26 protein-coding genes and 1 pseudogene are annotated in these 21,824 nt (G+C 67.8%); 16 read left to right on the forward strand and 11 right to left on the reverse strand.

What is annotated here, in order from left to right:
* On the reverse strand, window positions 1-783 hold the full coding sequence (locus AC1DYS_RS18940; protein ID WP_477901957.1) for an ABC transporter permease: 783 nt from the start codon (window positions 781-783) through the stop codon (window positions 1-3).
* The gene (locus AC1DYS_RS18945; protein ID WP_477901959.1) at window positions 783-1,541 is read right to left on the reverse strand and encodes an ABC transporter ATP-binding protein; all 759 of its coding nucleotides are present in this window, start codon (window positions 1,539-1,541) and stop codon (window positions 783-785) included. The genes AC1DYS_RS18940 and AC1DYS_RS18945 overlap by 1 nt, the downstream gene beginning before the upstream one ends.
* Window positions 1,542-1,773: 232 nt before the next feature.
* Here AC1DYS_RS18945 and AC1DYS_RS18950 point away from each other — a divergent pair.
* Window positions 1,774-2,403: pseudogene (locus AC1DYS_RS18950) on the forward strand (TerC family protein); the annotation flags it as partial.
* A gap of 308 nt (window positions 2,404-2,711) precedes the next feature.
* Here the strand turns inward: AC1DYS_RS18950 and AC1DYS_RS18955 are convergent.
* The 3 genes from AC1DYS_RS18955 to AC1DYS_RS18965 form a co-directional block, all read right to left on the reverse strand.
* Window positions 2,712-2,981: a hypothetical protein gene (locus AC1DYS_RS18955; protein ID WP_477901961.1), complete on the reverse strand. Its 270-nt coding sequence runs from the start codon at window positions 2,979-2,981 to the stop codon at window positions 2,712-2,714.
* A gap of 45 nt (window positions 2,982-3,026) precedes the next feature.
* The gene (locus tag AC1DYS_RS18960; RefSeq protein WP_477901963.1) at window positions 3,027-3,194 is read right to left on the reverse strand and encodes a hypothetical protein; all 168 of its coding nucleotides are present in this window, start codon (window positions 3,192-3,194) and stop codon (window positions 3,027-3,029) included.
* Between the two features lie 358 nt (window positions 3,195-3,552).
* Window positions 3,553-4,107 (reverse strand): hypothetical protein, encoded by a 555-nt coding sequence (locus tag AC1DYS_RS18965; RefSeq protein WP_477901965.1) that lies wholly within the window; start codon window positions 4,105-4,107, stop codon window positions 3,553-3,555.
* A 118-nt stretch (window positions 4,108-4,225) separates the two neighbouring features.
* On the opposite strand from AC1DYS_RS18965, the gene purT reads away from it, so the two are divergent.
* The 15 genes from purT to fabG all read left to right on the forward strand — a co-directional run bounded on the left by purT (window position 4,226) and on the right by fabG (window position 17,690).
* Window positions 4,226-5,443 (forward strand): formate-dependent phosphoribosylglycinamide formyltransferase, encoded by a 1,218-nt coding sequence (purT, locus tag AC1DYS_RS18970; protein ID WP_477901967.1) that lies wholly within the window; start codon window positions 4,226-4,228, stop codon window positions 5,441-5,443.
* Window positions 5,444-5,606: 163 nt separating this feature from the next.
* Window positions 5,607-6,008: a hypothetical protein gene (locus AC1DYS_RS18975; protein WP_477901969.1), complete on the forward strand. Its 402-nt coding sequence runs from the start codon at window positions 5,607-5,609 to the stop codon at window positions 6,006-6,008.
* 141 nt (window positions 6,009-6,149) lie between these two features.
* Window positions 6,150-6,419, forward strand: coding sequence for a phosphopantetheine-binding protein (locus tag AC1DYS_RS18980; protein WP_047488997.1), 270 nt, complete (start codon window positions 6,150-6,152; stop codon window positions 6,417-6,419).
* 7 nt (window positions 6,420-6,426) lie between these two features.
* A complete protein-coding gene (locus AC1DYS_RS18985) occupies window positions 6,427-7,098 on the forward strand; it encodes a COG4648 family protein (protein WP_477901971.1) in 672 nt (223 codons plus the stop codon).
* A complete protein-coding gene (locus AC1DYS_RS18990) occupies window positions 7,095-8,483 on the forward strand; it encodes an AMP-binding protein (RefSeq protein WP_477901973.1) in 1,389 nt (462 codons plus the stop codon). The genes AC1DYS_RS18985 and AC1DYS_RS18990 overlap by 4 nt, the downstream gene beginning before the upstream one ends.
* Window positions 8,484-8,503: 20 nt before the next feature.
* Window positions 8,504-8,797: an ApeI family dehydratase gene (locus AC1DYS_RS18995; protein ID WP_477901975.1), complete on the forward strand. Its 294-nt coding sequence runs from the start codon at window positions 8,504-8,506 to the stop codon at window positions 8,795-8,797.
* Window positions 8,794-9,762, forward strand: a complete 969-nt coding sequence (locus tag AC1DYS_RS19000) for a lysophospholipid acyltransferase family protein (protein WP_477901977.1) — start codon at window positions 8,794-8,796, stop codon at window positions 9,760-9,762. The genes AC1DYS_RS18995 and AC1DYS_RS19000 overlap by 4 nt, the downstream gene beginning before the upstream one ends.
* Window positions 9,728-10,363 (forward strand): LolA family protein, encoded by a 636-nt coding sequence (locus AC1DYS_RS19005; RefSeq protein WP_477901979.1) that lies wholly within the window; start codon window positions 9,728-9,730, stop codon window positions 10,361-10,363. Before AC1DYS_RS19000 ends, AC1DYS_RS19005 begins: the two co-directional genes overlap by 35 nt.
* Window positions 10,364-10,370: 7 nt before the next feature.
* The gene (locus AC1DYS_RS19010) at window positions 10,371-12,767 is read left to right on the forward strand and encodes an MMPL family transporter (protein ID WP_477901981.1); all 2,397 of its coding nucleotides are present in this window, start codon (window positions 10,371-10,373) and stop codon (window positions 12,765-12,767) included.
* 61 nt (window positions 12,768-12,828) lie between these two features.
* Window positions 12,829-13,686: a polysaccharide deacetylase family protein gene (locus tag AC1DYS_RS19015; RefSeq protein WP_477901983.1), complete on the forward strand. Its 858-nt coding sequence runs from the start codon at window positions 12,829-12,831 to the stop codon at window positions 13,684-13,686.
* A complete protein-coding gene (locus AC1DYS_RS19020; protein ID WP_477901985.1) occupies window positions 13,683-14,414 on the forward strand; it encodes a class I SAM-dependent methyltransferase in 732 nt (243 codons plus the stop codon). The genes AC1DYS_RS19015 and AC1DYS_RS19020 overlap by 4 nt, the downstream gene beginning before the upstream one ends.
* A complete protein-coding gene (locus AC1DYS_RS19025; RefSeq protein WP_477901987.1) occupies window positions 14,411-15,595 on the forward strand; it encodes a beta-ketoacyl-[acyl-carrier-protein] synthase family protein in 1,185 nt (394 codons plus the stop codon). Before AC1DYS_RS19020 ends, AC1DYS_RS19025 begins: the two co-directional genes overlap by 4 nt.
* A 40-nt stretch (window positions 15,596-15,635) precedes the next feature.
* Window positions 15,636-16,454 carry a beta-ketoacyl synthase chain length factor gene (locus AC1DYS_RS19030; protein WP_477901989.1) on the forward strand — a complete coding sequence of 273 codons (819 nt, stop codon included), beginning with the start codon at window positions 15,636-15,638 and terminating at the stop codon, window positions 16,452-16,454.
* 28 nt (window positions 16,455-16,482) lie between these two features.
* Window positions 16,483-16,953: a hotdog family protein gene (locus tag AC1DYS_RS19035; RefSeq protein ID WP_477901991.1), complete on the forward strand. Its 471-nt coding sequence runs from the start codon at window positions 16,483-16,485 to the stop codon at window positions 16,951-16,953.
* Window positions 16,950-17,690: a 3-oxoacyl-ACP reductase FabG gene (gene fabG, locus AC1DYS_RS19040; protein WP_477901993.1), complete on the forward strand. Its 741-nt coding sequence runs from the start codon at window positions 16,950-16,952 to the stop codon at window positions 17,688-17,690. Before AC1DYS_RS19035 ends, fabG begins: the two co-directional genes overlap by 4 nt.
* 228 nt (window positions 17,691-17,918) lie before the next feature.
* On the opposite strand, the gene AC1DYS_RS19045 is transcribed toward fabG, so the two are convergent.
* From AC1DYS_RS19045 to AC1DYS_RS19070, 6 genes are read right to left on the reverse strand one after another with little or no spacing between them, the layout of a single operon-like run.
* Window positions 17,919-19,124: a beta-ketoacyl-[acyl-carrier-protein] synthase family protein gene (locus AC1DYS_RS19045; protein ID WP_477901995.1), complete on the reverse strand. Its 1,206-nt coding sequence runs from the start codon at window positions 19,122-19,124 to the stop codon at window positions 17,919-17,921.
* Window positions 19,121-19,261: a hypothetical protein gene (locus AC1DYS_RS19050; RefSeq protein ID WP_477901997.1), complete on the reverse strand. Its 141-nt coding sequence runs from the start codon at window positions 19,259-19,261 to the stop codon at window positions 19,121-19,123. The genes AC1DYS_RS19045 and AC1DYS_RS19050 overlap by 4 nt, the downstream gene beginning before the upstream one ends.
* A complete protein-coding gene (locus AC1DYS_RS19055; protein WP_047489233.1) occupies window positions 19,258-19,500 on the reverse strand; it encodes an acyl carrier protein in 243 nt (80 codons plus the stop codon). Before AC1DYS_RS19055 ends, AC1DYS_RS19050 begins: the two co-directional genes overlap by 4 nt.
* Window positions 19,497-20,285 (reverse strand): phosphatase PAP2 family protein, encoded by a 789-nt coding sequence (locus AC1DYS_RS19060; protein WP_477901999.1) that lies wholly within the window; start codon window positions 20,283-20,285, stop codon window positions 19,497-19,499. Before AC1DYS_RS19060 ends, AC1DYS_RS19055 begins: the two co-directional genes overlap by 4 nt.
* 2 nt (window positions 20,286-20,287) lie before the next feature.
* Entirely contained in the window at window positions 20,288-21,085 is a 798-nt protein-coding gene (locus AC1DYS_RS19065; RefSeq protein WP_477902001.1) for a glycosyltransferase family 2 protein, read from the reverse strand.
* On the reverse strand, window positions 21,082-21,813 hold the full coding sequence (locus AC1DYS_RS19070; protein WP_477902003.1) for a lysophospholipid acyltransferase family protein: 732 nt from the start codon (window positions 21,811-21,813) through the stop codon (window positions 21,082-21,084). The genes AC1DYS_RS19065 and AC1DYS_RS19070 overlap by 4 nt, the downstream gene beginning before the upstream one ends.
* Between the last annotated feature and the right edge of the window lie 11 nt (window positions 21,814-21,824).

Consider the following 21,824-nt stretch of genomic DNA (forward strand, 5'->3'; position numbering starts at 1 on the left):
TCAATCGAATCGGGTGGACTCCGCCGCATGCCAGCGCCCGAGCAAGGCGCGAGACAGTGCGTTGAAGCCCCAGAAGATGATCACGCCGGTCAGCACCAGCAGCGTGAGTGCGGCAAACATTTTCGGCGTCTCGGTGCGAAAGCTCGCCTCAAGAATGCGTGAGGCCAAGCCGGTTTCGCGCCCCGCGGCGCCAGCCACCATCTCGGCCGTGACGGCACCGATCAGGCTCAAGCCGCCGGAGATTTTCAGCCCGGCCACGAAGTAGGGCAAGGCGCTCGGCACCAGCAGCAGGCGCAGGCGCTGCAGCGGTGTGGCACGGTACAGGCGGAACAGGTCGCGCAAGTGGACGTCGGCCGCTCGCAGGCCGATCACCGTGTTCGACAGGATCGGGAAGAACGCGACGATCCAGGCGCAGAGCAGCAGGGCGGCGGTCGTGCTCTCGACGTAGATCAGGATCAGCGGCGCCACCGCCACGATCGGTGTCACCTGCAGCATCACCGCGATCGGAAACAAGGCCACCTCGACCGGCCGCGATAGCGCGAACACGGCGGCGATCAACACCCCGCCGGCGCATGCCAGTAGCAGCGCGCCGAAGGTGATCTTCAGCGTGAACCACCAGCTGCCAGCCAGCGAGCCGAAGTTGCTCCACAGCGTTTGCAGCACCAGGCTCGGCGCCGGCAAGGTGTAGTGGGGGATGTGGGCCAGCCGCACCACCGCTTCCCACGCGGCGAACAGTGCCAGCACAGTGAAGGCGGGCGTCAGACGCAAGATCAGGCGCTGCATTAGGCGACGGCCTGCGCTGCTTCGAGCGCCTGCGAAATCCGCGCGCAGGCCTCGGCGTAACGCGTGGACGTGCGAAATGCTGGTTGACGCGGGTAGGGCTCGGTGATCGCCATCTCGGCGACCACCCGGCCGGGTCGCGCGCCCATCACCAGCACGCGCTGGCTCAGGTACACGGCTTCGAACACGCTGTGCGTCACGAACAGCACGGCCAATGGCCGCGCCTGCCACCAGTGGAGCAGGTCGTCGTTGAGCTTTTGCCGCGTGAACTCGTCGAGGGCGGCAAAGGGCTCGTCCATCAGCAGCAAGCGTGGCTGCGTGACGAGCGCGCGCGCAATCGAGGCGCGCATCTTCATGCCGCCCGACAGCTCGGAGGGAAAGGCCTGCGCAAAGTCCGCCAGACCCACCGATTGCAATGCGGCGTGGGTGCGCTTGGCGGCTTGCGCGCGTGGTGTGCCGGCGAGCCGCAGCGGCAGCCACACGTTGTCGAACACGCTGGCCCAGGGCATGAGCGTCGCGTCCTGGAAGACGAAGGCGGTATCGGCCACGGTCTGCGTCGACAGCGCCGGCGAGCTGATCTGGCCGGCGCTTGGGCGCTCCAACCCGGCGGCCAGCCGCAGCACGGTGCTCTTGCCGCAGCCGGACGGCCCCAGCAGCGAGACGAACTCGGTCGATTCGACCTGCAGCGACACGTCTTTCAGCGCCAGCAGGCCGCTGTCGAAGCGTTTTTCGATGTGCTCCAGGGTGATGACGTTCGGCATGGCGGCGAGTGTGCCTGCGTTTGCGGAATACCCGGGTTTGACGTCCTCGCGCCGCGAGCAGAAACTCGTGCCTGCAAGGGGAGTAGCCCTTCGCCAGGCCGTCGTCAGCACGGGTGCGCAGCACCCCGGCACCTGGGCAGCGCTTCACATGCCGGGCGCTGTGGGCAAGACCTTCACCGGTCACGGCGTTCGCGCGCCGTGGGTTCTTCAAGACTTGGTGAAGGCAAGCGTCATGGACATCCTCTCCCCTGAGTTCTTATCGGCCTTGATGGCCATCGTGCTGCTCGACTTGGTGCTCGCCGGCGACAACGCCATCGTTATCGGCCTGGCGGCGCGCAACGTGCCACCCGCCATGCAGCGCCGGGTCATCTTCTGGGGCACGGCCGGCGCCATCCTCATCCGCGGGCTGCTCACGCTGGTGGTGGTGTGGCTGCTCAAGATTCCCGGCTTCCTGCTCGTCGGCGGGCTGGCGTTGGTCTGGATCGCGTGGAAGCTCACCCGTGACGAAGGCGGCGGAGAACACAACATCCGGCCCGCGGCCACCGTGCGGGGTGCCATCCAGACCATCGTGGTCGCCGATGCCGTGATGGGCGTCGACAACGTGCTGGCCGTGGGTGGCGCCGCGCAGGGCAGCATGCTGCTGGTGATCCTCGGCCTGCTGATCAGCGTGCCCATCGTGGTGTGGGGCAGTACCTTGATCCTCAAGCTGGTCGACCGTTTCCCGGTCATCGTGATCCTTGGTGCCGGCGTACTGGGCTGGACGGCCGCCCGCATGATCAGCAGCGAGCCGCTCATCAGCGGCTACTTCGAGCACCAGCACTTCGCGCACCTGGCCTTGTACGGGCTGATCGTCGGCGGCGTGACGCTTCCGTTCCTGTGGCGTCACGCGGCGCCGCGCGAGCAGGCGAGGGGCTTGCTCGTCGTGCTCTTGATCGTGTGGCTGGGGGTGTTCGACTTCATCGAGGAGTCGCTGGGCTGGGAGAACGAGGCCATCGACACCTGGCAGTGGTGGCACGAAGGGCTCGACCTGCTGATGTGGGTCGGCTGGGTGCCGTTTGCGCTGCTGGCGTATCGCTATGTGCTGCGCGTTCAGACGGAGTCGGAGGCCAAGCACCAGCACGCGCACAAGAACGCCTGAAACCGGCCGCGGCGGCCGGTTTCAGGCGCAGATCACAGGCGCTTCACGCCGGGCAGGTAGCCGAGGAGCTCCCCATCCAGGTAGAGCGCGCCGCCTTCGGGCGCGCCCGCTTCGGCATGGAACTCCAGCACGGTCGGCGCACGGCTGGCCGGTGCAGGAGCGGGCAAGGCCATTTGCTGAGCCAGCTTCGCCAGCACGGCGCTGGCGCTGCTCAGGCTCGTGGCCACCACACGGCGTACCGGGTGGGTCCAGGGATGCGGCGCCGTTTCGGGCTGCCACAGGAACGGTTTCAAACGGGTCATGATCGTTTCCTTCAGAGGCCGCCCTCGTGGGGCCTGGCCATGTGTTCATGGGCTGTCTTTGCTTCGGGTGAGCTGGTCGAGTTCGCGGCGCAGAGTGCGGCCGACTTGCTGCCGCATCGCACCGCCATGCGGGCGATGACTGCCTGCACGCCGGAAATGCGCTGCAGCGACCAGCGGGTTGCGGGGTTTGGCATTGGCGATGGTGATCTTCATGTGGCTTCTCCTTCGGGTGGGCTGACGGGCAGAAAGGCGCGGCAAAAACAAAACGGCCCGGGTGCAGTGACGCAACCCGGGCCGTTTGAGGCTCTGTGTTCAGAGCACTCAGTGTGGCGATGCACCGGGTGGCGCCTCCATGGCACCGATGACTGAGCACGAAGCCTGCGCAAAGCGCGGTTTCGTTGAATTCAGTGCATGGGTTGAGAACATGGGGCTCCGGGAAAAGGGTGGGTCGAACGGGGTGTCGTTGCGGGACTGCCTGGCTCCGCAACTTGCGCAAATGATAAACATCTGATTATCTTGCGCAAGGGGTCTTGCGCACTTTTTTCTAGGGGGTTCCCGAATCAGCGCGGATTCAGCGTTTCCGTTTCAGCGGCGCCACACCGGCCTGGGTGCGAACCCAGAGGTCCTGCGGGTCGTCGGCGGGCTTGACGGTGTTGCCCGGCTTGGGTGGGGTGGGTGGTGCGGGCGAGAGCACCTCGCCCAGCAGATCGAGCAGGCGCGCGCGGGCGCGCTGCGGGTGGCGCCGGTAGTACGTGAGCACCAGGCCGACGATGAAACGCTCGTCGTCGTCTTGCGGCACGCTCGATGTGTCGGCCTCGGCGGAGCGCTGGGAAGTGGGCGACGCGGTGGCAACGGCAGCGCCGTCGTGCGGCTGGTCCATCCAGCCGACCGGCTTGTGGCACAGCTGCTCGAATTGCCGCGCAAGCCGCTCGCCGATCTGCCGTGAGCGGCCCTTGATCTGGCTCCAGTAGCTGGGTTGGATCTGCAGCCGCTCTGCGAAGCGGCCTTCGAGGCCGCGCAAGGTAGCGGCATCGGGGTGTTTGACGGTGGCGCGGACAAATTCGTCGAACAGGGCCAGCGCGTTGTCGAGGCGCGTCTGCGCCACATCACGGGGACCAGTTTGCATGGGTGCAATGATAAAGCTCTCTTGAGCAGGCAGCTCGTGTGGCGCGGACGGCGCATGCCGTTTGTCACCGGGGCGATCTTTAGAATCGCCCGCCTGTCGATCCACCGGAACCTGCTCCATGACCACGCTCGGAACCCCTCTGTCTCCCTCGGCCACCAAAGTCATGCTGCTGGGCAGCGGCGAGCTGGGCAAGGAGGTGTTGATCGCACTGCAGCGCTTGGGCGTCGAGACCATCGCCGTCGACCGCTACGAGAACGCGCCCGGCCAGCAGGTCGCCCACCACGCCCGCACCATCACGATGAGCGACCCGGCGCAGCTGAAGGCGCTGATCGAGGCCGAGCGGCCGCACCTGGTGGTGCCCGAGATCGAAGCCATCGCGACGCCGATGCTTGAAGAGCTGGAAGCTGCAGGCACGGTGCGCGTGATCCCGACGGCTCGCGCTGCGAGCCTCACGATGGACCGCGAAGGCATCCGCCGCCTCGCTGCCGAGACCCTGGCGTTGCCGACGAGCCCGTATGTCTTCTGTGATTCACTGGCCGAATTGCAGGCCGCCATCGACGGCACGGGCGACAAGAAGGGCATCGGCTACCCCTGCATCGTCAAGCCGGTGATGAGCAGCTCGGGCAAGGGCCAGAGCAAGATCGACGGCCCCGCCGACGTGAAGAAGGCCTGGGACTATGCGATGGCCGGCGGCCGAGTGAGCCGCGGCCGCGTGATCGTCGAAGGCTTCATCGATTTCGACTACGAGATCACCCAGCTGACCGTGCGTGCCGTTGGGGCCGGCGGCCAGATCGAGACGCACTTTTGCGAGCCGATCGGCCACATCCAGGTGAGCGGCGACTATGTCGAGAGCTGGCAGCCGCACCGCATGACGCCGGCTGCGTTGCAGCGCTCGCGTGACATCGCCAAGGCCGTCACCGACAACCTGGGCGGCCAGGGCCTGTTCGGCGTCGAGCTCTTCGTCAAGGGCGACATGGTTTGGTTCAGCGAGGTCAGCCCGCGCCCGCATGACACCGGCATGGTCACGATGATCACGCAGTGGCAGAACGAGTTCGAGCTGCACGCCCGCGCCATCCTTGGCCTGCCGGTCAACACCGGGCTCAAGAGCCCGGGGGCCAGCGCCGTGATCTATGGCGGCGTGGACGCGACGGGCATTGCCTTCGATGGCGTCGACGAGGCGCTGCGTGTGCCCAACACCGAGCTGCGCCTGTTCGGCAAGCCTGAAAGCTTCGTCAAGCGCCGCATGGGCGTGGCGCTGGCTTTCGATGCCGATGTGGAGATCGCTCGCATCAACGCCAAGGCAGCCGCAGCCAAGGTCAAACCGCGTCAGGTCTGAGCAATGCGCCGCTTGCTGCGGTGATCCGGCGAGGTGTGCGTGTACTTTGTCACGGGGCCCGTGCCAGTACTCGCACACAAGCCGGCCCTCGCTGAGTAACCTCTGTGTCTTGTGCAGCGGGTGCCCTCGGCTCCCGTGCACGCTGCACGAAACGAGGTTCACGATGGACATGATGGCAATCACAACGGCACTGGCGGCCGCATTGATCGGGGCCATGCTGGGCGCGACCCTGGCTTGGCGGGTCATCGGCAGCCGCGCCGCGGCCCGTCATGCCCGTCTCGTGACGACGGCACGTGAACAAGTCGCCGCCAGCTCGCAGAACCTGCGGGCCGTCAATGCCAGGCTGCAGGCCGAGCTGGAAAAGGAAAAGACCGCGTCGCAGCAACGCCAGGCCGCGTTTGCGCTCGAACAGCGTTCTTCAGTGACCCGTCTAGAAGGGCAGCTGCGTTTTGCCTATGCCGAGATCGACCGCCTCAATGCGGCGACGCGTGGGCCCGGTGCTTCCGCTCCCGACACGCAGACCGACAGCCATGGCTTCGCGCTGACCCGCCCTTACGAGCGCTGAAACGACCTCGCTGGTCGGTCTGCCACCGCCCCGATGCCGAGCCCTTTCCCGGGGCACGCCTTTGATAAACTGACCCCCCGCTGCCGGGCTCCACAGCACACGCGCTGACCGGCGCAGACACCTCACCGACTCCTCGCACGCATGACCTCTTCCCAAACCGAGCTCCAGCGCGAAGTCGCCGCACTGCTCGTCGAATCGCTCAACCTCGACATGACCCCCGAGAGCATCGACCCGCAGGCCCCGCTGTACGGCGACGGGCTGGGCCTGGATTCGATCGACATCCTCGAAGTGGCGCTCGTCGTCTCTCAGCGCTATGGCTTCCAGCTGCGCTCCGACGACGAAGACAACGTCCGCATCTTCACCTCGCTGGCCAGCCTGAGCGAGCACATCGCAGCCCACCGCGTCGGCTGAGGCCGCCATGCAAGTCCGTTCCGCAGCCCGCATCGCCGCGATGGTCTTGGCGGCCGTGGCCTATGTGGCCGGCTCCCACTGGCTGATGACGCAGACCCAGGCTTCGGCCTGGAACGTGGTCGGCGTGTTGATGCCGATGCTGCTCGTCGTCGCGGCCGGAGCCTGGCGCAGCGGCCACCGTTTCGTCTCGGCACTGTCGCTGCTGGTGATCGCGGTCTTGTCCGGTCTGGCCATCGCGGGCGTGAAGATTTCGGGCAACGGCCTCTACCTCGCTCAGCATGTGGGCATCAATTTCTTTCTAGCGATCGTCTTCGGCAGCACGCTGCGCGCGGGGCACACACCGCTGATCACCGCACTGGCGCTGCGCGTTCATCGTGGCCGCCTCGCGCCGGGGCAGGCCGAGTACACCCGCCACTTGACGCAGGCCTGGGTCATGCTCTTCGTCGGCATCGTCGCGATCTCGCTCGCGCTCTTCTTCTTTGCGAGCTTCGAGGCCTGGGCCGTCTTCGCCAACCTGCTGACCCCCGTCGCCGTGGCGCTGATGTTCGGCGGCGAGCTGATGATCCGCTACCGCCTGCATCCGCAATTCGAGCGCTCGACCGCCGCCGACGCCATTCGCGCCTACATGCAGAACAGCAGGGCGCGGGCCCAGTCCGCGCAGGGCAACTCGGCCCCATGAGCAGCCTGCCGCTGATCTGGGCCGATGACCTGGCGGCGCCGTTCGCCTGGCGAGACGGCCAGGCCATCTCGCGCCACCAGTACTTGGCCGATGTGCGGCAGCTCGCCCAGCTGCTGCCCGAAGCGGGCGCCATGCTCAACCTCACCGGCGACCGCTACCGCTTCGCGGTAGGTATCGGCGCCGCGATGCTGCGCGGTCAGAGCAGCCTGCTGCCGCCCAACCACACGCCCGACATGATCGAGCGACTGCGCGGCCTGTTCCCGGCGGCCTATGCGCTGGTCGACCATCCGTCGATCGAGGCGGCGCTGCCCATCGTGCGCTACCCAGCCGAGCCCGCCGCTGTCTCGAATGAGACCGAGGTGCCGCTGATCGATGAAGCCGCGCTTGCGGTGCAGGTGTTGACCTCCGGCTCCACTGGCGCACCCGTGCCGCACGCCAAGCGCTGGGGATATCTGCACCGCGGGGCGTTGTCCGAGGCACAGCGCCTGGCCGAGCAGATGGGGCTTCGCCACATGAACGGCGTCACCTTGCTCGCCACCGTGCCGGCGCAGCACATGTACGGGTTCGAGTCGACGGTGCTGCTCGCGATGCTGAGCGGCGCCGCGATCGACACCGGCCGGCCGTTCTATCCCGCTGACATCGCCGCAGCACTGTCTCGTGCGGCACGGCCGCGCATGCTGGTCACCACGCCGTTCCACTTGAAGTCGCTGCTCGACTCAGGTGTGGACCTGCCGGCGATCGACCTCACGCTGTGCGCCACCGCGCCGCTGTCTCCGCAGCTGGCGGCGCGCGCCGAGGCTGGCCTCGCGGCACCGCTGATGGAAATCTACGGCTGCACCGAGACCGGCCAGGTCGCGACACGCCGCACCGTGGCTGGCGCCGAATGGCGCACCTTCGACGGCCTCTACATCACCGGCGACGGCGACGCGTCGGTGGCGCAGGGCGGCCACGTGCCGCTGGCGACCACGCTGGCCGATGTGCTGGAGGTCATCACGCCCACGTCGTTCCGCCTGCTCGGGCGCTCCAACGACTTGATCAACATCGCCGGCAAGCGCAGCTCGCTCGGCCACCTGAACTTTCACCTCAACACCATCGAAGGCGTGAGCGATGGCGCGTTCTGGTTGCCACCCGACGACGCGACAGACGGCGTGGTGCGACTGATCGCCTTCGTGGTCGCGCCCGCCGTGCCGCCGGCCGAGCTGAGCAAGAAGGTCACCACCGCGATGCGCCAGCGTGTCGATGCGGCTTTCGTGCCGCGGCGCGTGGTCTCGGTGCCCGAGCTGCCGCGCGTCGAGGGCACCGGCAAGCTGCCGGCCGGCACCTTCAACGCATGGGCTGAACGCATGCTGGCCGCCGGCCCGAATCGCCCGGCGGGCGAAGGGTGACACAGACTCCGCGGGCCATCATGGACGTCCTGGTGCCCATCGATCACCCTGCTTTCGCAGGACACTTTCCGGGCCAGCCCCTGCTGCCCGGTGTGTCCTTGCTGGCCGAGGTGCTTGAAGCGGTGATGCAAGACGCCGCGCTGTCGGCTGCCGTCGGGCCTTCGCCGCGCCTGGGCACCGTGAAGTTTCTCGCGCCGGTTCGGCCCGGGGCCGTGATCTCGCTGCAATTCGACCTGACGGCAAGCGCCGTGCGCTTCGACGTGCGCGAGGCGGATCGCCAGGTGGCGTCCGGCCACTTCGAGAGAACGACATGAGAGCGCCGGTCGAAGGCGGCGCGACCAGCTGGGTGGCGGAGCGGGAGCGCAGCCACCTGTGGGCACTGCACCTGATCCGCTGGATCGCGCTCACCGCCGGGCGTTCGGCCACGCGCTGCCTGCTGCATCCGATCGCGCTGTACTTCCTGCTCGCCAACGGCAAGGCGCGCCGCGCGTCGACGCGTTACCTCGGCCGCGCGTTGAAGCGCCCCGCGCGGCTGGGCGATGTCTACCGCCACATCCACCGCTTTGCCTCGACGGTGCTCGACCGCATCTACTTTCTGCAGGAGCGCTTCGAGCTGTTCGATGTGACCACCACGCACGGCGAGCTGATCCACCTGCCCATCGAGCAGGGCGAAGGCGTGCTGATGGTCGGCGCGCACCTGGGCAGCTTCGAGGCCTTGCGGGCCAATGCAAAGAGCCGCGGCGCGCGTGTCGCGATGCTGATGTACGAAGGCAACGCGCGGCTCATCAACGCAACGCTGGCGGCGGTGGCGCCCCAGGCCGAGCTGAACACCATCGCGCTTGGGCAGCCGGGGGCCATGCTGTCCCTGCGCCACTGGCTCGACGAAGGTGGCATCGCCGGCCTGCTCGCTGACCGCACGCTGCCGGCGCAGTCGGGCCGCTCGCGCACGCTGCAGCTCGATTTTCTTGGCCATTCGGCGGCGTTTTCCGATGGCCCTTTCCGCCTGGCTGCCATGCTGCGCCGCCGTGTCGTGTTCATGGCCGGCCTTTACCATGGCGGCAACCGCTACGAACTGCGTTTTGCCGAGCTGGCTGATTTCCGCGGGCAAGGTGCCGACCACCGTATGGAGACGGATCGGCTGGTGCGCGAGGCGGTGCTGCGCTACGTGGCGCTGCTCGAGGCACTGTGCCTGGAGTCGCCATACAACTGGTTCAACTTCTTCGATTTCTGGGCTGACGATGCCAATGCACCTCCCGCAAAAAACGATTCGCCTGCCTGAGCGGCGCGCGCTGCTGGCGTTCGCGTTGTCGTGCGTGCTGTCGTTGCCCTTGCAGGCACAGACCGCCTTCGATCTGCCACAGCTCACCCAGCTGCTGTCGCAAGTGAAAACCGGCGAAGCCACGTTCAAGGAAAAGCGCACCGTCGACATGCTGGAGCGCACGCTCGAGTCGTCGGGCCGCCTGTCGTTTGCAGCCCCCGACACCTTCGTCCGCGAGACGCTCAAGCCGCGCCAGGAAAAAGTGGCCGTGGTGGGCAACAGCGTGACCATGAGTGCCGGCAGCCGCAGCCGCACCGTGCCGCTGGATTCGGTGCCCGAGGCGGCCGTGATCATGGAAGCCATCCGCGGCACGCTCACCGGCAACCGCGAGCTGCTGGAGCGCCATTTCAACGCCGCAGTTTCAGGCAGCGCTCAGCGCTGGTCGCTCGAGTTGGTGCCCATCGAGCCGCGCTTGCGCGAGCTGGTGCGCTCGGTGCAGCTCGGTGGCCAGCAATCGCAGGTGCGCGAGGTCACGGTCACCATGTCCGACGGGGACCGCTCGGTGATGACCATCGAGCCGATGGCCGCTGCTGCACCCAAGCCCGCCGCTTCGGCGAGCTAACAGAACGATGTCCGACACCCCGGTGCGCAGCGGCGCATTCGCGAGGCGCGGCGCGCTGGCCGTGTGGCTGCTGTGCGTGCTGGCTGCGATCGGCATCACCTGGCGCACGACCTACGTGGCCGACCTGTCGGCGTTTTTGCCGTCGACGCCCAGTGCCGAGCAGGCCGTGCTGCTCGACCAACTGCGCACCGGCGTGGCCGCGCGGTTGGTGCTGATCGGCATCGAAGGCGGCACACAAGAGGCGCGCAGCAAGGCTTCGCTGCAGCTCGCCCAGGCGCTGCGCAAGAGCGGCGCATTCGAGGCGGTGCACAACGGCGACAACTCGCAGTTCGCTGCCACCGGCAAGTTCCTGTTCGAGCATCGCTACCTGCTGAGCCCGGCGGTCGACGCTCAGCGCTTCACGGCCGAAGGCCTGCGCGCGGCGATCGATGAATCGACCTCGCTGCTGGGCACGCCCGCGGGCGGCGCCATCAAGTCGGTGATCCTGCGCGACCCGACCGGCGAGACGGTGCGCATGGCCGAAAGCATGCTGCCGACGCAGGCGCCGCGCAGCGAAGGCGGTGTGTGGGTCTCGCGCAATGCGAGCCGCGCCGTGCTGATCGCCACCACCCAGGCCGCAGGCGCCGACCTCGACGCGCAAGAGCGCGCCTTGCAAACTGTGCGCGAGAGCTTTGCGCCGCTCGCGGCCCAAGGGCTGCAGCTCGTGGTGTCGGGCTCGGGCACCTTCGCGGTGGCTTCGCGGGCGCAGATCAAGCACGAGGTCGAGCGGCTCGCCATCGCCGGCGGTGTGGCGATCATCGGCATCCTGCTGCTGGCCTTTGGTGGCTCGCTGCGGACGCTGGCGAGCGCGCTGCTGCCGGTGGCGTGTGGCGTGCTCGCGGGCATCGCGGTGGTGAGCCTTGCGTTCGGCAACGTGCACGGCATCACGCTGGGCTTTGGGACCACGCTGATCGGCGAGGCGGTCGACTACGCCATCTACTACCTGATCCAGGCGCGCTCTCGGCCGGGAGCGCCCAAGGGCGCCGGCGCTCGGCAGTGGATCGCCGACAACTGGCCCACCGTGCGGCTCGGGCTGCTGACCTCGGTGTGCGGCTTTGCAGCCCTGCTGTTCTCGGGCTTCCCCGGCTTGGCCCAGCTGGGCCTGTTCTCGGTGGGCGGTTTGGCCGCAGCGGCCTTGACCACGCGGTATGTGTTTCCGGTGCTCGCACCCGATGGCGCGCCCGGTACCGGGCTTCGCCAGCAACTCGGCCGGTTCGTCGGCTGGTGCACAGCCTACTTGCCGCGTGCACGCTGGCCGTTGGCCGCGGTTGTCGTGGTCTCTGCCGCCGCACTCGCATGGCTTCCTTCGGCATGGCACGGCAGCCTGTCTTCGCTGAGCCCGGTCGGCGCCGAGAAGATGAAGCTCGATGCCGACTTGCGCGCCGACGTGGGCGCCACCGAGACCGGCACCATCGTGGCGGTCTCGGCGGCCGACGAAGCCGGTGTGCTGGCCCAGGCCGAAGCCGCCGGCGCGCGGCTCGACCGGCTGATCGAGGCCGGCGTCATCACCGGCTACGAATCGCCGGCCCGCATCCTGCCCAGCCCGGCGACGCAGCAGAAGCGCCGCGACGCGCTGCCCGATGCGCCCACGCTGATGGAAAGCCTGGTCCAGGCCACGGCCGAAGGCCCCTTGCCGGCGCGGCGCCTGGGTGGCTTTGTTGCCGACGTGCAGGCGGCGCGCCAACAGCCATTGCTCACACTCGCTTCGCTAAAAGGCACACCTCTCGCCTCGGCGTTGTCGGCCCAGTTGCTGCCGGGCAGCGGGTCGCACCCGTGGCGGGCGTTGCTCAGCGTCCAGGCGGGTGGTGCAGGCGCGGATGTGGCGAAGCTGCGGACCGCCCTGGCCGACCTGCCCGGCACGCAGGTCGTCAACATCGGCGACGAACTGGGTTCGCTCTACCAGCGCTATCTGCATGAAGCCACGATCCAGGCGCTGCTGGGCGCGTTGGCGGTGTGCGTGCTACTGGCGCTGCACCTGCGCTCATGGAAGCGGCTGTTGCGCATCGCTCAGCCGATCGCCGGTGCCGTGCTGATCGTGCTGGCAGTGATGAGCGCGAGCGGCGTGGCGCTCGGCATCCTGCACCTCGTGGGGCTGCTCCTCACGGTCGCCATCGGCTCCAACTACGCGCTCTTCTTCGACCAGATCCGCAGCCAGCAAGAGGCCCTGCCGGCCGACATCTCGACAGCCGTCGACAACGACACCATGGCTTCACTCGCGCTGGCCAACCTCACCGCCGTGATTTCGTTCTGCCTGCTGGCGTTTTCTAGCATCCCGGCGCTGTTTGCGGTGGGGCAGATCGTGGCGCCGGGCATTCTGCTCAGCCTGCTGCTGTCGGCCGCGTTCATCCCCTCGCCAAGGCGGTGATTCCCAAGGGGCCGCCCGAGGACCCTTGTGCAAAAATCAGCCTCGCTTCAGCCGCACCAGCATGCAGTCTTCCACCCCCACGACGCTCGACTCCAGCCCCCAGCGCTGGCATGCGCCGCTGTTGGTGAAAGCCAGCGTGGCGTGCCACGTCGGCGCCGGCCTGGTGGCACTGGCCGAGCCCTCGCTGTGGCCCTGGGCAGCGGGCGCCGTGGTGCTCAACCATGCCGCACTCACTGCGGCCGGCCTGCTGCCTCGCTCGACCTGGCTCGGCCCCAACATTCGCCGGCTGCCCGAAGCGGCGGCCGCGCGGGGCGAAGTCTCGATCACGATCGACGACGGCCCCGATCCGGCGGTCACGCCAGCGGTGCTCGATCTGCTCGATGCGCACCGCGCCCGTGCCACCTTCTTCTGCATTGCGCAGAACGCACAGGCCCATCCACAGCTGTGTCGCGAGATCGTGCGGCGTGGGCATAGCGTGCAGAACCACACCCACCGGCACTCGCACGCGTTCTCGTTCTCCGGCCCGCGTGCCTTTGCGCGCGAAATCCAGCAGGCGCAAGACACGCTGAGCCAGATCACTGGGCAGCGACCGGTCTTCTTTCGCGCACCAGCCGGCTTTCGAAACCTGTTCCTCGCGCCGGTGYTGCACGAGGTCGGCCTGCAGCTCGTGAGCTGGACGCGTCGCGGCTTCGACACCGTGACGGCCAACCCGCAGCAGGTGCTGGCTCGGCTGACACGCGGTCTGCGCGCCGGTGACATCCTGCTGCTGCATGACGCCCATTCCGAGCGTGCACCGAGCGGCAAGCCGGTGGTACTCGAGGTGCTGCCTGCGTTGTTGAAGCGCATCGAGCAATCAGGGCTGCGCACTGTCACGCTGCCGCAGGCCCTGCAGCCGGCGCGCGTGGAGCCGACGGCATGACGCTCACCGCGCACGCCAGCGAGCACTGGTCCGCACTGGTCGATGCGGCCAGCGCCCCTTACCGCAAGGTTGACCGATTCGCCTGGGGTTTCGCGCGCGGCAAGCTGGGCATGGACCCGGTGTTTCGGCACCTCATGAGCCAGGGCCTGATCGCGCCCGAGGCGCGCGTGCTCGACATCGGTTGCGGCCAGGGTCTGCTTGCCAACCTGCTGCGGGCCTGCACGGCATCGGCACAACAAGGCCGCTGGCCCAGCGGCTGGGCCACAGCGCCGACCGCAACCCGCGTGACCGGCATCGAGCTGCGACCGCGCGACGTGGCGCGCGCCAAGGCCTCGCTCGGCGGCTCGGCCGAATTCGTCTGCGGCGACATGCGCCACACGCCGTTCCCCGAGGCCGACACCGTCGTGCTTCTCGACGTGCTGCACTACATCAGCGTGCCCGAGCAGAACGAGGTGCTCACACGCGTGCGGCGTGCATTGCCCGCGAACGGCTGCCTGCTGCTGCGTGTGGGAGATGCATCGGCCCGTCGCCGTTTTCTGTTCAGCACCTGGGTCGATGCAATCGTCGCGCGCTTGCGCGGTTGCCGGGTCCAGCAATCCGGCCGCAGCCTGGTCGACTGGACAGCCCAGCTCGAAGCGCTGGGCTTCGTCGTGCGCAGCCAGCCCATGGGGCAGGGCACGCCGTTTGCCAACGTGTTGCTCGTGGCCAAGGTCGAAACAACTACATGACACCCCTCGCCATATCGGCCTGCACGCTGACGACCGCCCTGGGCCCCGGCCGAGCGGCGACGCTCGAAGCCCTGCAGGCGCAACGCACCGGCCTGGCGCCGGTCACCTTCATGGATCTGCCCTTGCCCACCTGGGTTGGCGAGGTCGCCGGTGTCGACGCCACCGCGTTGCCGCCTTCGCTGGCGGAATTCGATTGCCGCAACAACCGCCTCGCATGGCTGGGCCTGCAGCAAGACGGTTTCCTCGAGGCCGTGGCCACCGCACGGGCGCGCTGGGGGGAAGGCCGTGTGGCGGTGTTCCTCGGCACCAGCACCTCGGGGCTGCTGCAGACCGAGCTGGCCTATCGCCGACGCAGCCCTGAAGGCGCGTTGCCGGCCGACTTCCTGTACGGCCCGACGCAGAACACCTATTCCGTGGCCGCCTTCGCCACGCAGGCGCTGCAGCTGCACGGCCCCAGCTGGGTCGTGTCGACGGCCTGCTCGTCCAGTGCCAAGGTGTTCGGCACCGCGGCACGCATGATCGAAGCCGGCATGATCGATGCCGCCGTGGTCGGCGGAGTCGACAGCCTGTGCCTGACCACGCTGTACGGCTTCAACTCGCTCGAGCTGCTGTCCGACGAGATCTGCCGGCCCTGGGACGGGTCGCGCAAGGGCTTGTCGATCGGCGAGGCCGCGGCATTTGCGCTGGTCGAGCGCCAGCCGCAGCAGGCGCCGCAAGGCTGGCTGCTCGGTGTCGGTGAAAGCAATGACGGCTATCACATGAGTTCGCCGCACCCAGAAGGCCTGGGCGCCATCGCGGCAATGCGCGGTGCCCTGGCCGATGCAGGCCTGCAGGCCGCCGACATCGACTACATCAACCTGCACGGCACCGCCACGCCGAGCAACGACGCGGCCGAAGACAACGCGGTCAGCACCGTGTTCGGCATTGGCACCCCCTGCAGTTCGACCAAGGGCGCGACCGGCCACACGCTGGGCGCGGCCGGTGGCATCGAGGCCGTGATCGCGCTGCTCGCCATTCAGAACGGACTGATGCCGGCGGGCCTGAACGTGCAACAGCGTGACCCCTCACTGAAGCTGAACTACCTGCAGCGCAACCAACACGCCAGCGTGCACCGCGTGCTGTCGAACTCGTTCGGCTTCGGCGGCTCCAACGCCAGCCTCGTGTTTGGAGGTGCCGCATGACGTTCGCCGAATTCCAGGTCACGCTCGACAAGGGGCAGCCATGAGCGACCTGAAAGTGTGGGTCCAGGGCATCGGCCTGCTGGGGCCGGGCCTGAACGCGTGGCCTGCGTCGCTGGGTGTGTTGCGCGGCACCGAGCTGCATGCCAACACGTCGACGGTGCTGCCCTTGCCGGCCCGCCTGCCACCGGCCGAACGTCGGCGTGCCGGTGCTGCGGTGAAGCTGGCGATGGCGGTTGCCGACGAGGCCGTGGCTCACGCGCACTTGGACCCCGCCACGCTGGCAACCGTGTTTTCTTCATCGAGCGGCGAGTGCTCCAACTGCCACTCGCTGTGCGAAGCGCTCGCGACCCCAGCGCCGGTGGTGTCGCCCACCAAGTTCACCAACTCCGTTCACAACGCGTCATCGGGAGCCTGGCACATCGCGGTCGCAAGCCGCGCGTCGTCGACCAGCCTGTGTGCATTCGACGGCAGCTTCGGTGCCGGCTTGATCGAAGCCGCCATCAGCGTTCGGTCCAGTGGCCAACCCGTGCTGCTGGTGGCCAGCGACTCGCCGTATCCCGAACCACTGAACAGCGCGCGGCCGCTGCCCGATCACTTTGGCGCGGCCTTGCTGTTCACTGCCATTTCCACCGATCGCTCGCTGGCTTCGCTCACGATCAGCCTCGGCAGCGCGAAGAACGTGGCCGAGCTGCCGAACGCATCGCTCGACGCCCTGCGCCGTGCCATTCCTGCGGCCGCCGTGCTGCCCTTGCTGGTGGCGCTTGCGCAAGGCACGTCGCAAGCTGTCGCCATCGACTACCTGCCCGACCTCGGCCTGCAGGTGAATGTGGAGCCGGTGTTGCAGCCCGAGACGGCATGAGGGCGCCAAGCCACCGCAAGGTGATCCGTTGAGCGCACCGCAGACGCTGGCGCACGCAGGCATTGCCGCGCTGATTCCGCACAGCGGCAGCATGTGCCTGCTGGCGCGCCTGGTCGAATGGGACGCTCAACGCATCGTCTGCGTCGCCGAGAACCACCGCGACGCCGATCACCCTCTGCGTACGCGCAGCGGCCTGTTGTCGCCCTGCGCGATCGAATACGCCGCACAGGCCATGGCCTTGCATGGCGCGCTGATCGGGCAGGAGGCCGGCACGTCCGCGAGCCCGGGCTTCCTCGCGAGTGCGCGAGGTGTGCAATTGCACGTGTTGCGGCTCGACGACTTGCCAGCCGTAGACGGCCTTGATGAGCTGCACATCGCCGCCACACGCCAGGCGGGTGACGCACGCCAGATCCTCTACGCCTTCACGGTGAGCCACGCCGGCAGCCCGATCGCCGAAGGGCGCGCGGCCGTCGTGCTCAACACACCGCTCTCTTCATGACAACAAACCCGTCGACACCCAAACGCGCGCTGGTCACCGGGGCCAGCGGCGGCCTGGGCCGCGCGATCGCACTGCGCCTCGCGCGCGATGGCCTGCACGTGATCGTCCACGCCAACAGCCGGCTCGCGGTGGCTGAAGCCCTCGCTGCCGACATCAAGGCAGCGGGTGGCAGCGCGGAGGCTGTGGCCTTCGATGTGGCCGACCGCAACGCGGCCCATGCAGCCTGCGCGCGCCTGCTCGAAGCCGGGCCGGTGCAGGTGATCGTCAACAATGCCGGCACGCACGCCGACGCCGCCTTTCCGGCGCTGCAAGAGGCGCAGTGGCAAGGCGTGATCGACGTCTCGGTGAACGGCTTCTTCAACGTGACGCAGCCGCTCACGATGCCGATGATCCGCACCCGCTGGGGCCGCATCATCAACATCTCGTCGGTGGCTGCGCTCACCGGCAACCGCGGGCAGGTCAACTACGCCGCCGCGAAGGGCGCGCTCAACAGCGCGACCAAGGCGCTCTCGCTTGAACTCGCGAGCCGTGGCATCACGGTCAATGCGGTGGCTCCCGGCATCATCGATTCAGGCATGGCGGAAGGCACGTTCGATCCGAAGCTGATCGACAGCCTCGTGCCGATGAAGCGCGCCGGCAAGGCCGAAGAGGTGGCCGCGCTGGTGGCGTTCCTCGCGTCGACCGACGCGGGCTACATCACCGGCCAAGTGATCTCAATCAACGGCGGCATGGCTTGAGGACGGCCCCCCAGTCGCTGCGCTTCCGCCTTGCAGGCCGCGCTGGGCCAGCGGCCCAGCTCTTCGCCAGGCATAAACAGTCCACTGGACTGTTTATGTCCGGGCTCAGCCCCCGAGGGGCGCCGCCCCTTCGGACCGGCAAAGCCGGATCCGAGGGCGTTGCTTGAAGGGAGGCGTTGCTTCGCTCACCCGGGGGCGGCCTCAGAAGCTGGGGCCCTCGGGAGACGCTTAAGCGCGCTTGAAAAGCAGCACCGCGTTCGTTCCGCCGAAGGCGAACGAATTGCTCAACGCAGCCTCGAGCTGAGGTGCGGCGACGCCGGTGCGCGTCACCAGGTTCATGCGGCAGGCCGGGTCGATCTCGGTGCAGTGGGCATTCGGTGGCAGCTGCCGATGTTGCAGCGCCAGGACCGTGATGGCCGCTTCGAGCGCGCCGGCGGCACCCAGCAGGTGGCCATGCAAGGCCTTGGTAGAGCTCACGCTGAGGTGGTCGAGGTCGTTGCCCCAGACCTCCGCCAGCGCATCGCGTTCGATCACGTCGCCAATGCGCGTGGCCGTGCCGTGCGCGTTGCAGTAGCCGACGTCGCGCGGTTTCAGGTCGGCACGGCGCAGCGCGGCGCGCAAGGCACGGGCCTGTCCGGGCACGTCGGGTTTGGTGAGGTGGGTGGCATCGCAGCTGATGCCCCAGCCGGCGAGCTGGGCGTAGACGCGGGCGTTGCGGCGGCGGGCGCGTTCGGCCGATTCGAGGATGACGAAGGCCGCGCCTTCGCCGAGTGCAAAGCCGGTGCGATCCAGCGAGAACGGGCGCACCGAGTTCGCGGCTTCACCCGGGTTGAAACTCGCCAGGGTCTGCATCGCCTGCCAGGCGAGTACAACGCCAGGGACGATCAGTGCCTCGGTGCCGCCGGCAATGGCCACATCGACCTCGCCGCTCTCTACGGCCTTGGCGGCTTCGGCAATCGCGACGGCCGATGAGGCGCAGGCCACCGAATAGGTCAGCACCGGGCCGAGCGCCTTCTGGCGCATCGCCACGTGGGCGGCGGGCGCGTTGGGCATGAAGGCCGGAATGGTCAGCGGCGGAACACGGCCGCCGCTGCGGTAGGCTGCCTCCAGGGCGGCTGCGCCGCCCATGCCGCAACCGGCGTAAACGCCAATGCGCTCGGGATCGGCGTCGCCCGCGGCCATGCCGGCATCTTTCATCGCCAGATCGGCCGCAGCCACCGCGAGCTGGCTGACGCGGTCTACACCGGCGAGCTGCAGCTTGGTGAACCAGCGCAACTGATCGAAGGCAACGGTCGCCGCAGCGGCCGGCTTGGGCAGTTCAGGGAAGACCGGCTGCACGGCCGATTCGCCGCGCATGATGGCGGCGAACACCGCTTCAGGGGAGTCGCCATGCGAGGTGACGAGGCCCAGCCCGGTGACTGCGATGGAACTCACGTGAGCCCCCAATCGCCGCATGCCGCCATGCCCAGCAGGACGGCGCCTTCTTGCGGACGGCCGGTCAGGGTGCTCATGGGAGTGCGTTCATGCAGCGCACTCCGATGTTCGCCCTTCAGACGGCCCGGCGTGTTCATGCCGCTTCTTTGGCTGCCCGAACCCTGTCGACCACGACCGCCAGTTCCGCCAGCGTATCGACGTTGGAATCGACGTCGGGCAGGTTGATGTGGAAATGGTCTTCGACTGCAAAGAGAAATTCGACCAGCGCCAGCGAATCGAGGCCCTTCTCGCGCATGGACGCACTTGGGTCGAGCTCTGACATGTCGATGCCGTATTTCTCGTGGATCAGATCCTGCAGTTCCTTCAGCGAGCTCATCGTGAAACGTCCCTCTCGGTGTCGACTGTCGGCAAATGCCGTTGGCAAAGTGGGCCGTCGCTTCGGCCTTTTTGTGTGCCATCCGATGATATCCGCTGCTGCCCTGGGACTGACCCCACGGACCCCCCCTTGCCCGGGCGCCAATGCAGCGAAGGCAGGACAAAAATCACGCCCAAAAGCGCTCCGGCGGCGACGTCCAGCGCCACGTGCTGCCGGACGGCCATCGTTGAGTAAGCAATTGCGACAAACCAGGCGGCGTTGATGGCCCGCAAGACCGTCGGCGAGTGGGTCAACCGCAGCACGTGATCGACCCAGATGGCGGTGAAGATGGCCGCGGCCACATGCATCGACGGGCACGCGTTGCCGGCCAGGTCGATGCCCTGCATGAGCGCAAAACCGGGGAAGTCAGAGACATCCACCGGCCGTGGCGGCACGGCTGTCGGCCAGAAATAGAACAGCGCCAGACCCGTCAAGCACATCGCGCCGATCCACAAGCCGTAGACGATCAACTCGAGAAAAGTACGCTGCAGCGCGGGGGCAAAACCCACGTACAGCCACAGCGACAGGTAGGCGACCAGTGCGGCGGGCTGAAGCGGAATGAGCCGATCGAGCGCGGTCAGCGGCATCACGGTCACGGGGTAAGCCGGGTGACGCAGCAGGTAGAAATAACCGATGAAGAACAGCCAGGTCGCGGCCGTGATGCCGAAGGTCTTGATGAAGAAATAGCGCCGTATCCGAAAGCCGAGTTCGGTGGTCCAGGCCGGCGAAGCCGCGGGGCGGTCCATGGTCAGGGCTGGAATGGCGGGCGACGCCGCATGCGGCGCAGCAACAGGCTCGGCAGGCGCAGCACGAACTCGACCATCAGGCGAAAGTGCATCCAGCTCAGCAGTACGTTGTCGCGGCCGTAGCGAAAGTGCGAAACACCGCCTTCCTCGGCCGACAGGTACTTCACCGGCGCGGGCAGGTTGACCGGCTTCACGCCGCGCCAGGCCAGGCGCACCACGGCCTCGGTGTCGAAGTCGAAGCGGCGCATCCAGGGCTGGCGCCGCATCACGGCGATCAGGTCATTCACCGGGTAGACGCGAAAGCCGTAGAGCGAATCCTCGATGCCGGCACCCAGCGTCTCGAGGTTGGTCCACCAGTTGGAGACGCGCCGACCACGCACGCGCAGCAGCGGTGCCGAAGCGTCGAACACCGGCCGCCCGAGCACCATGGTGTCGGGCCGCTGCATTGAGGCCGCCATGAACGAGGGAATCAACTCCGCGGGGTGCTGGCCATCGGAGTCCATCGTCAGTACATGGGTGAAGCCGGCGATGCGCGCGGCATGCAGGCCCTGGAGCAGCGCCGCGCCCTTGCCGCCGTTGACGGGCAGCTCGATGAGCTTCAAGCCCGGGTCGGCCGTGGCCATCTTGCGCAGGCCTTCGGGCGTGCCATCGGTGCTGCCGTCGGTCACCACCCACACGGGCGTCCAGTGCGCGCGCGCCGCTCGCACCGTGTCGTATACCGTGGGGCCGGTGTTGTAGCTCGGGATCAGCAGCAGGTGCGTGGTGGATGCGGCCATCGTGGCGTTCGGTCCCGCGTTCATGGGCTCAGCTCGTTGGCGAAGTAGGTCTCGATGCGCTTGCCCAAGCCTTTGTGGTCTGCATCGGGTGCGAAGCGTTCACCCAACCGCACGCGAAACACCATCGGAAAATGCGGCGGCTTCCAGATCGGCCAGCCCTTGCCGAGGTAAGGCGACTCGGTCTCGATGATGACGGTCTGGATGGGCACCTGCGCCATGTGCGCGATCAGCGTCATGCCGGGCAGGAAGGGGTTGATCGGTGGGTTGATGGTGCGCGTGCCCTCGGGGAACATCACGAGCTGGCCGCCTGCCTTGAGGTTCTCTACCGCGCTGCGCACCATGCCGCTCGGCGGGTCGTTGCGGATGTAGCGCGCCAGCCGCGCGCCGGCACCGAGAAAGGGGTTGCGCATCAGGCTCGCCCGCATGATGCAAACGCCGCGCGGCACCTTGGCGATGACCAGCAGCGCGTCGAGTGCGCTCGGGTGGTTGGCCGCGATGATGAGACCGGCGTCCTGGCTCAGCACGTCGAGTGCGGCGTAATCGAGCCGCATCACGCCCGTCCACTCCAGGCAGGCCCAGAAGCCGCGGTAGACCGACGAGATGGCTGCACGCCCGATCACGATGCCGTGCTGGCGTGGCAAAAACGGGTAGATCAGCCAGCAGACCATGTTCCAGGTCAGCGACATCGCGCCCAGGTGAAGCAAGGCCAGATAGAAAGCGGTGCCCGCCAGCAGTTGTCTGAGCCAGCCCAATCAGCACCTCG

This window comes from Rhizobacter sp. P2_G4 (assembly GCF_056403575.1).

What these genes read in the sequence shown, in the direction of transcription:
- AC1DYS_RS18940 (WP_477901957.1), bottom strand. Translation starts at nt 783, where the DNA reads ATGCAGCGCCTGATCTTGCGTCTGACGCCCGCCTTCACTGTGCTGGCA.
- AC1DYS_RS18945 (WP_477901959.1), bottom strand. Translation starts at nt 1,541, where the DNA reads ATGCCGAACGTCATCACCCTGGAGCACATCGAAAAACGCTTCGACAGC.
- AC1DYS_RS18955 (WP_477901961.1), bottom strand. Translation starts at nt 2,981, where the DNA reads ATGACCCGTTTGAAACCGTTCCTGTGGCAGCCCGAAACGGCGCCGCAT.
- AC1DYS_RS18960 (WP_477901963.1), bottom strand. Translation starts at nt 3,194, where the DNA reads ATGAAGATCACCATCGCCAATGCCAAACCCCGCAACCCGCTGGTCGCT.
- AC1DYS_RS18965 (WP_477901965.1), bottom strand. Translation starts at nt 4,107, where the DNA reads ATGCAAACTGGTCCCCGTGATGTGGCGCAGACGCGCCTCGACAACGCG.
- purT (WP_477901967.1), top strand. Translation starts at nt 4,226, where the DNA reads ATGACCACGCTCGGAACCCCTCTGTCTCCCTCGGCCACCAAAGTCATG.
- AC1DYS_RS18975 (WP_477901969.1), top strand. Translation starts at nt 5,607, where the DNA reads ATGGACATGATGGCAATCACAACGGCACTGGCGGCCGCATTGATCGGG.
- AC1DYS_RS18980 (WP_047488997.1), top strand. Translation starts at nt 6,150, where the DNA reads ATGACCTCTTCCCAAACCGAGCTCCAGCGCGAAGTCGCCGCACTGCTC.
- AC1DYS_RS18985 (WP_477901971.1), top strand. Translation starts at nt 6,427, where the DNA reads ATGCAAGTCCGTTCCGCAGCCCGCATCGCCGCGATGGTCTTGGCGGCC.
- AC1DYS_RS18990 (WP_477901973.1), top strand. Translation starts at nt 7,095, where the DNA reads ATGAGCAGCCTGCCGCTGATCTGGGCCGATGACCTGGCGGCGCCGTTC.
- AC1DYS_RS18995 (WP_477901975.1), top strand. Translation starts at nt 8,504, where the DNA reads ATGGACGTCCTGGTGCCCATCGATCACCCTGCTTTCGCAGGACACTTT.
- AC1DYS_RS19000 (WP_477901977.1), top strand. Translation starts at nt 8,794, where the DNA reads ATGAGAGCGCCGGTCGAAGGCGGCGCGACCAGCTGGGTGGCGGAGCGG.
- AC1DYS_RS19005 (WP_477901979.1), top strand. Translation starts at nt 9,728, where the DNA reads ATGCACCTCCCGCAAAAAACGATTCGCCTGCCTGAGCGGCGCGCGCTG.
- AC1DYS_RS19010 (WP_477901981.1), top strand. Translation starts at nt 10,371, where the DNA reads ATGTCCGACACCCCGGTGCGCAGCGGCGCATTCGCGAGGCGCGGCGCG.
- AC1DYS_RS19020 (WP_477901985.1), top strand. Translation starts at nt 13,683, where the DNA reads ATGACGCTCACCGCGCACGCCAGCGAGCACTGGTCCGCACTGGTCGAT.
- AC1DYS_RS19025 (WP_477901987.1), top strand. Translation starts at nt 14,411, where the DNA reads ATGACACCCCTCGCCATATCGGCCTGCACGCTGACGACCGCCCTGGGC.
- AC1DYS_RS19030 (WP_477901989.1), top strand. Translation starts at nt 15,636, where the DNA reads ATGAGCGACCTGAAAGTGTGGGTCCAGGGCATCGGCCTGCTGGGGCCG.
- fabG (WP_477901993.1), top strand. Translation starts at nt 16,950, where the DNA reads ATGACAACAAACCCGTCGACACCCAAACGCGCGCTGGTCACCGGGGCC.
- AC1DYS_RS19050 (WP_477901997.1), bottom strand. Translation starts at nt 19,261, where the DNA reads ATGAACACGCCGGGCCGTCTGAAGGGCGAACATCGGAGTGCGCTGCAT.
- AC1DYS_RS19055 (WP_047489233.1), bottom strand. Translation starts at nt 19,500, where the DNA reads ATGAGCTCGCTGAAGGAACTGCAGGATCTGATCCACGAGAAATACGGC.
- AC1DYS_RS19060 (WP_477901999.1), bottom strand. Translation starts at nt 20,285, where the DNA reads ATGGACCGCCCCGCGGCTTCGCCGGCCTGGACCACCGAACTCGGCTTT.
- AC1DYS_RS19065 (WP_477902001.1), bottom strand. Translation starts at nt 21,085, where the DNA reads ATGAACGCGGGACCGAACGCCACGATGGCCGCATCCACCACGCACCTG.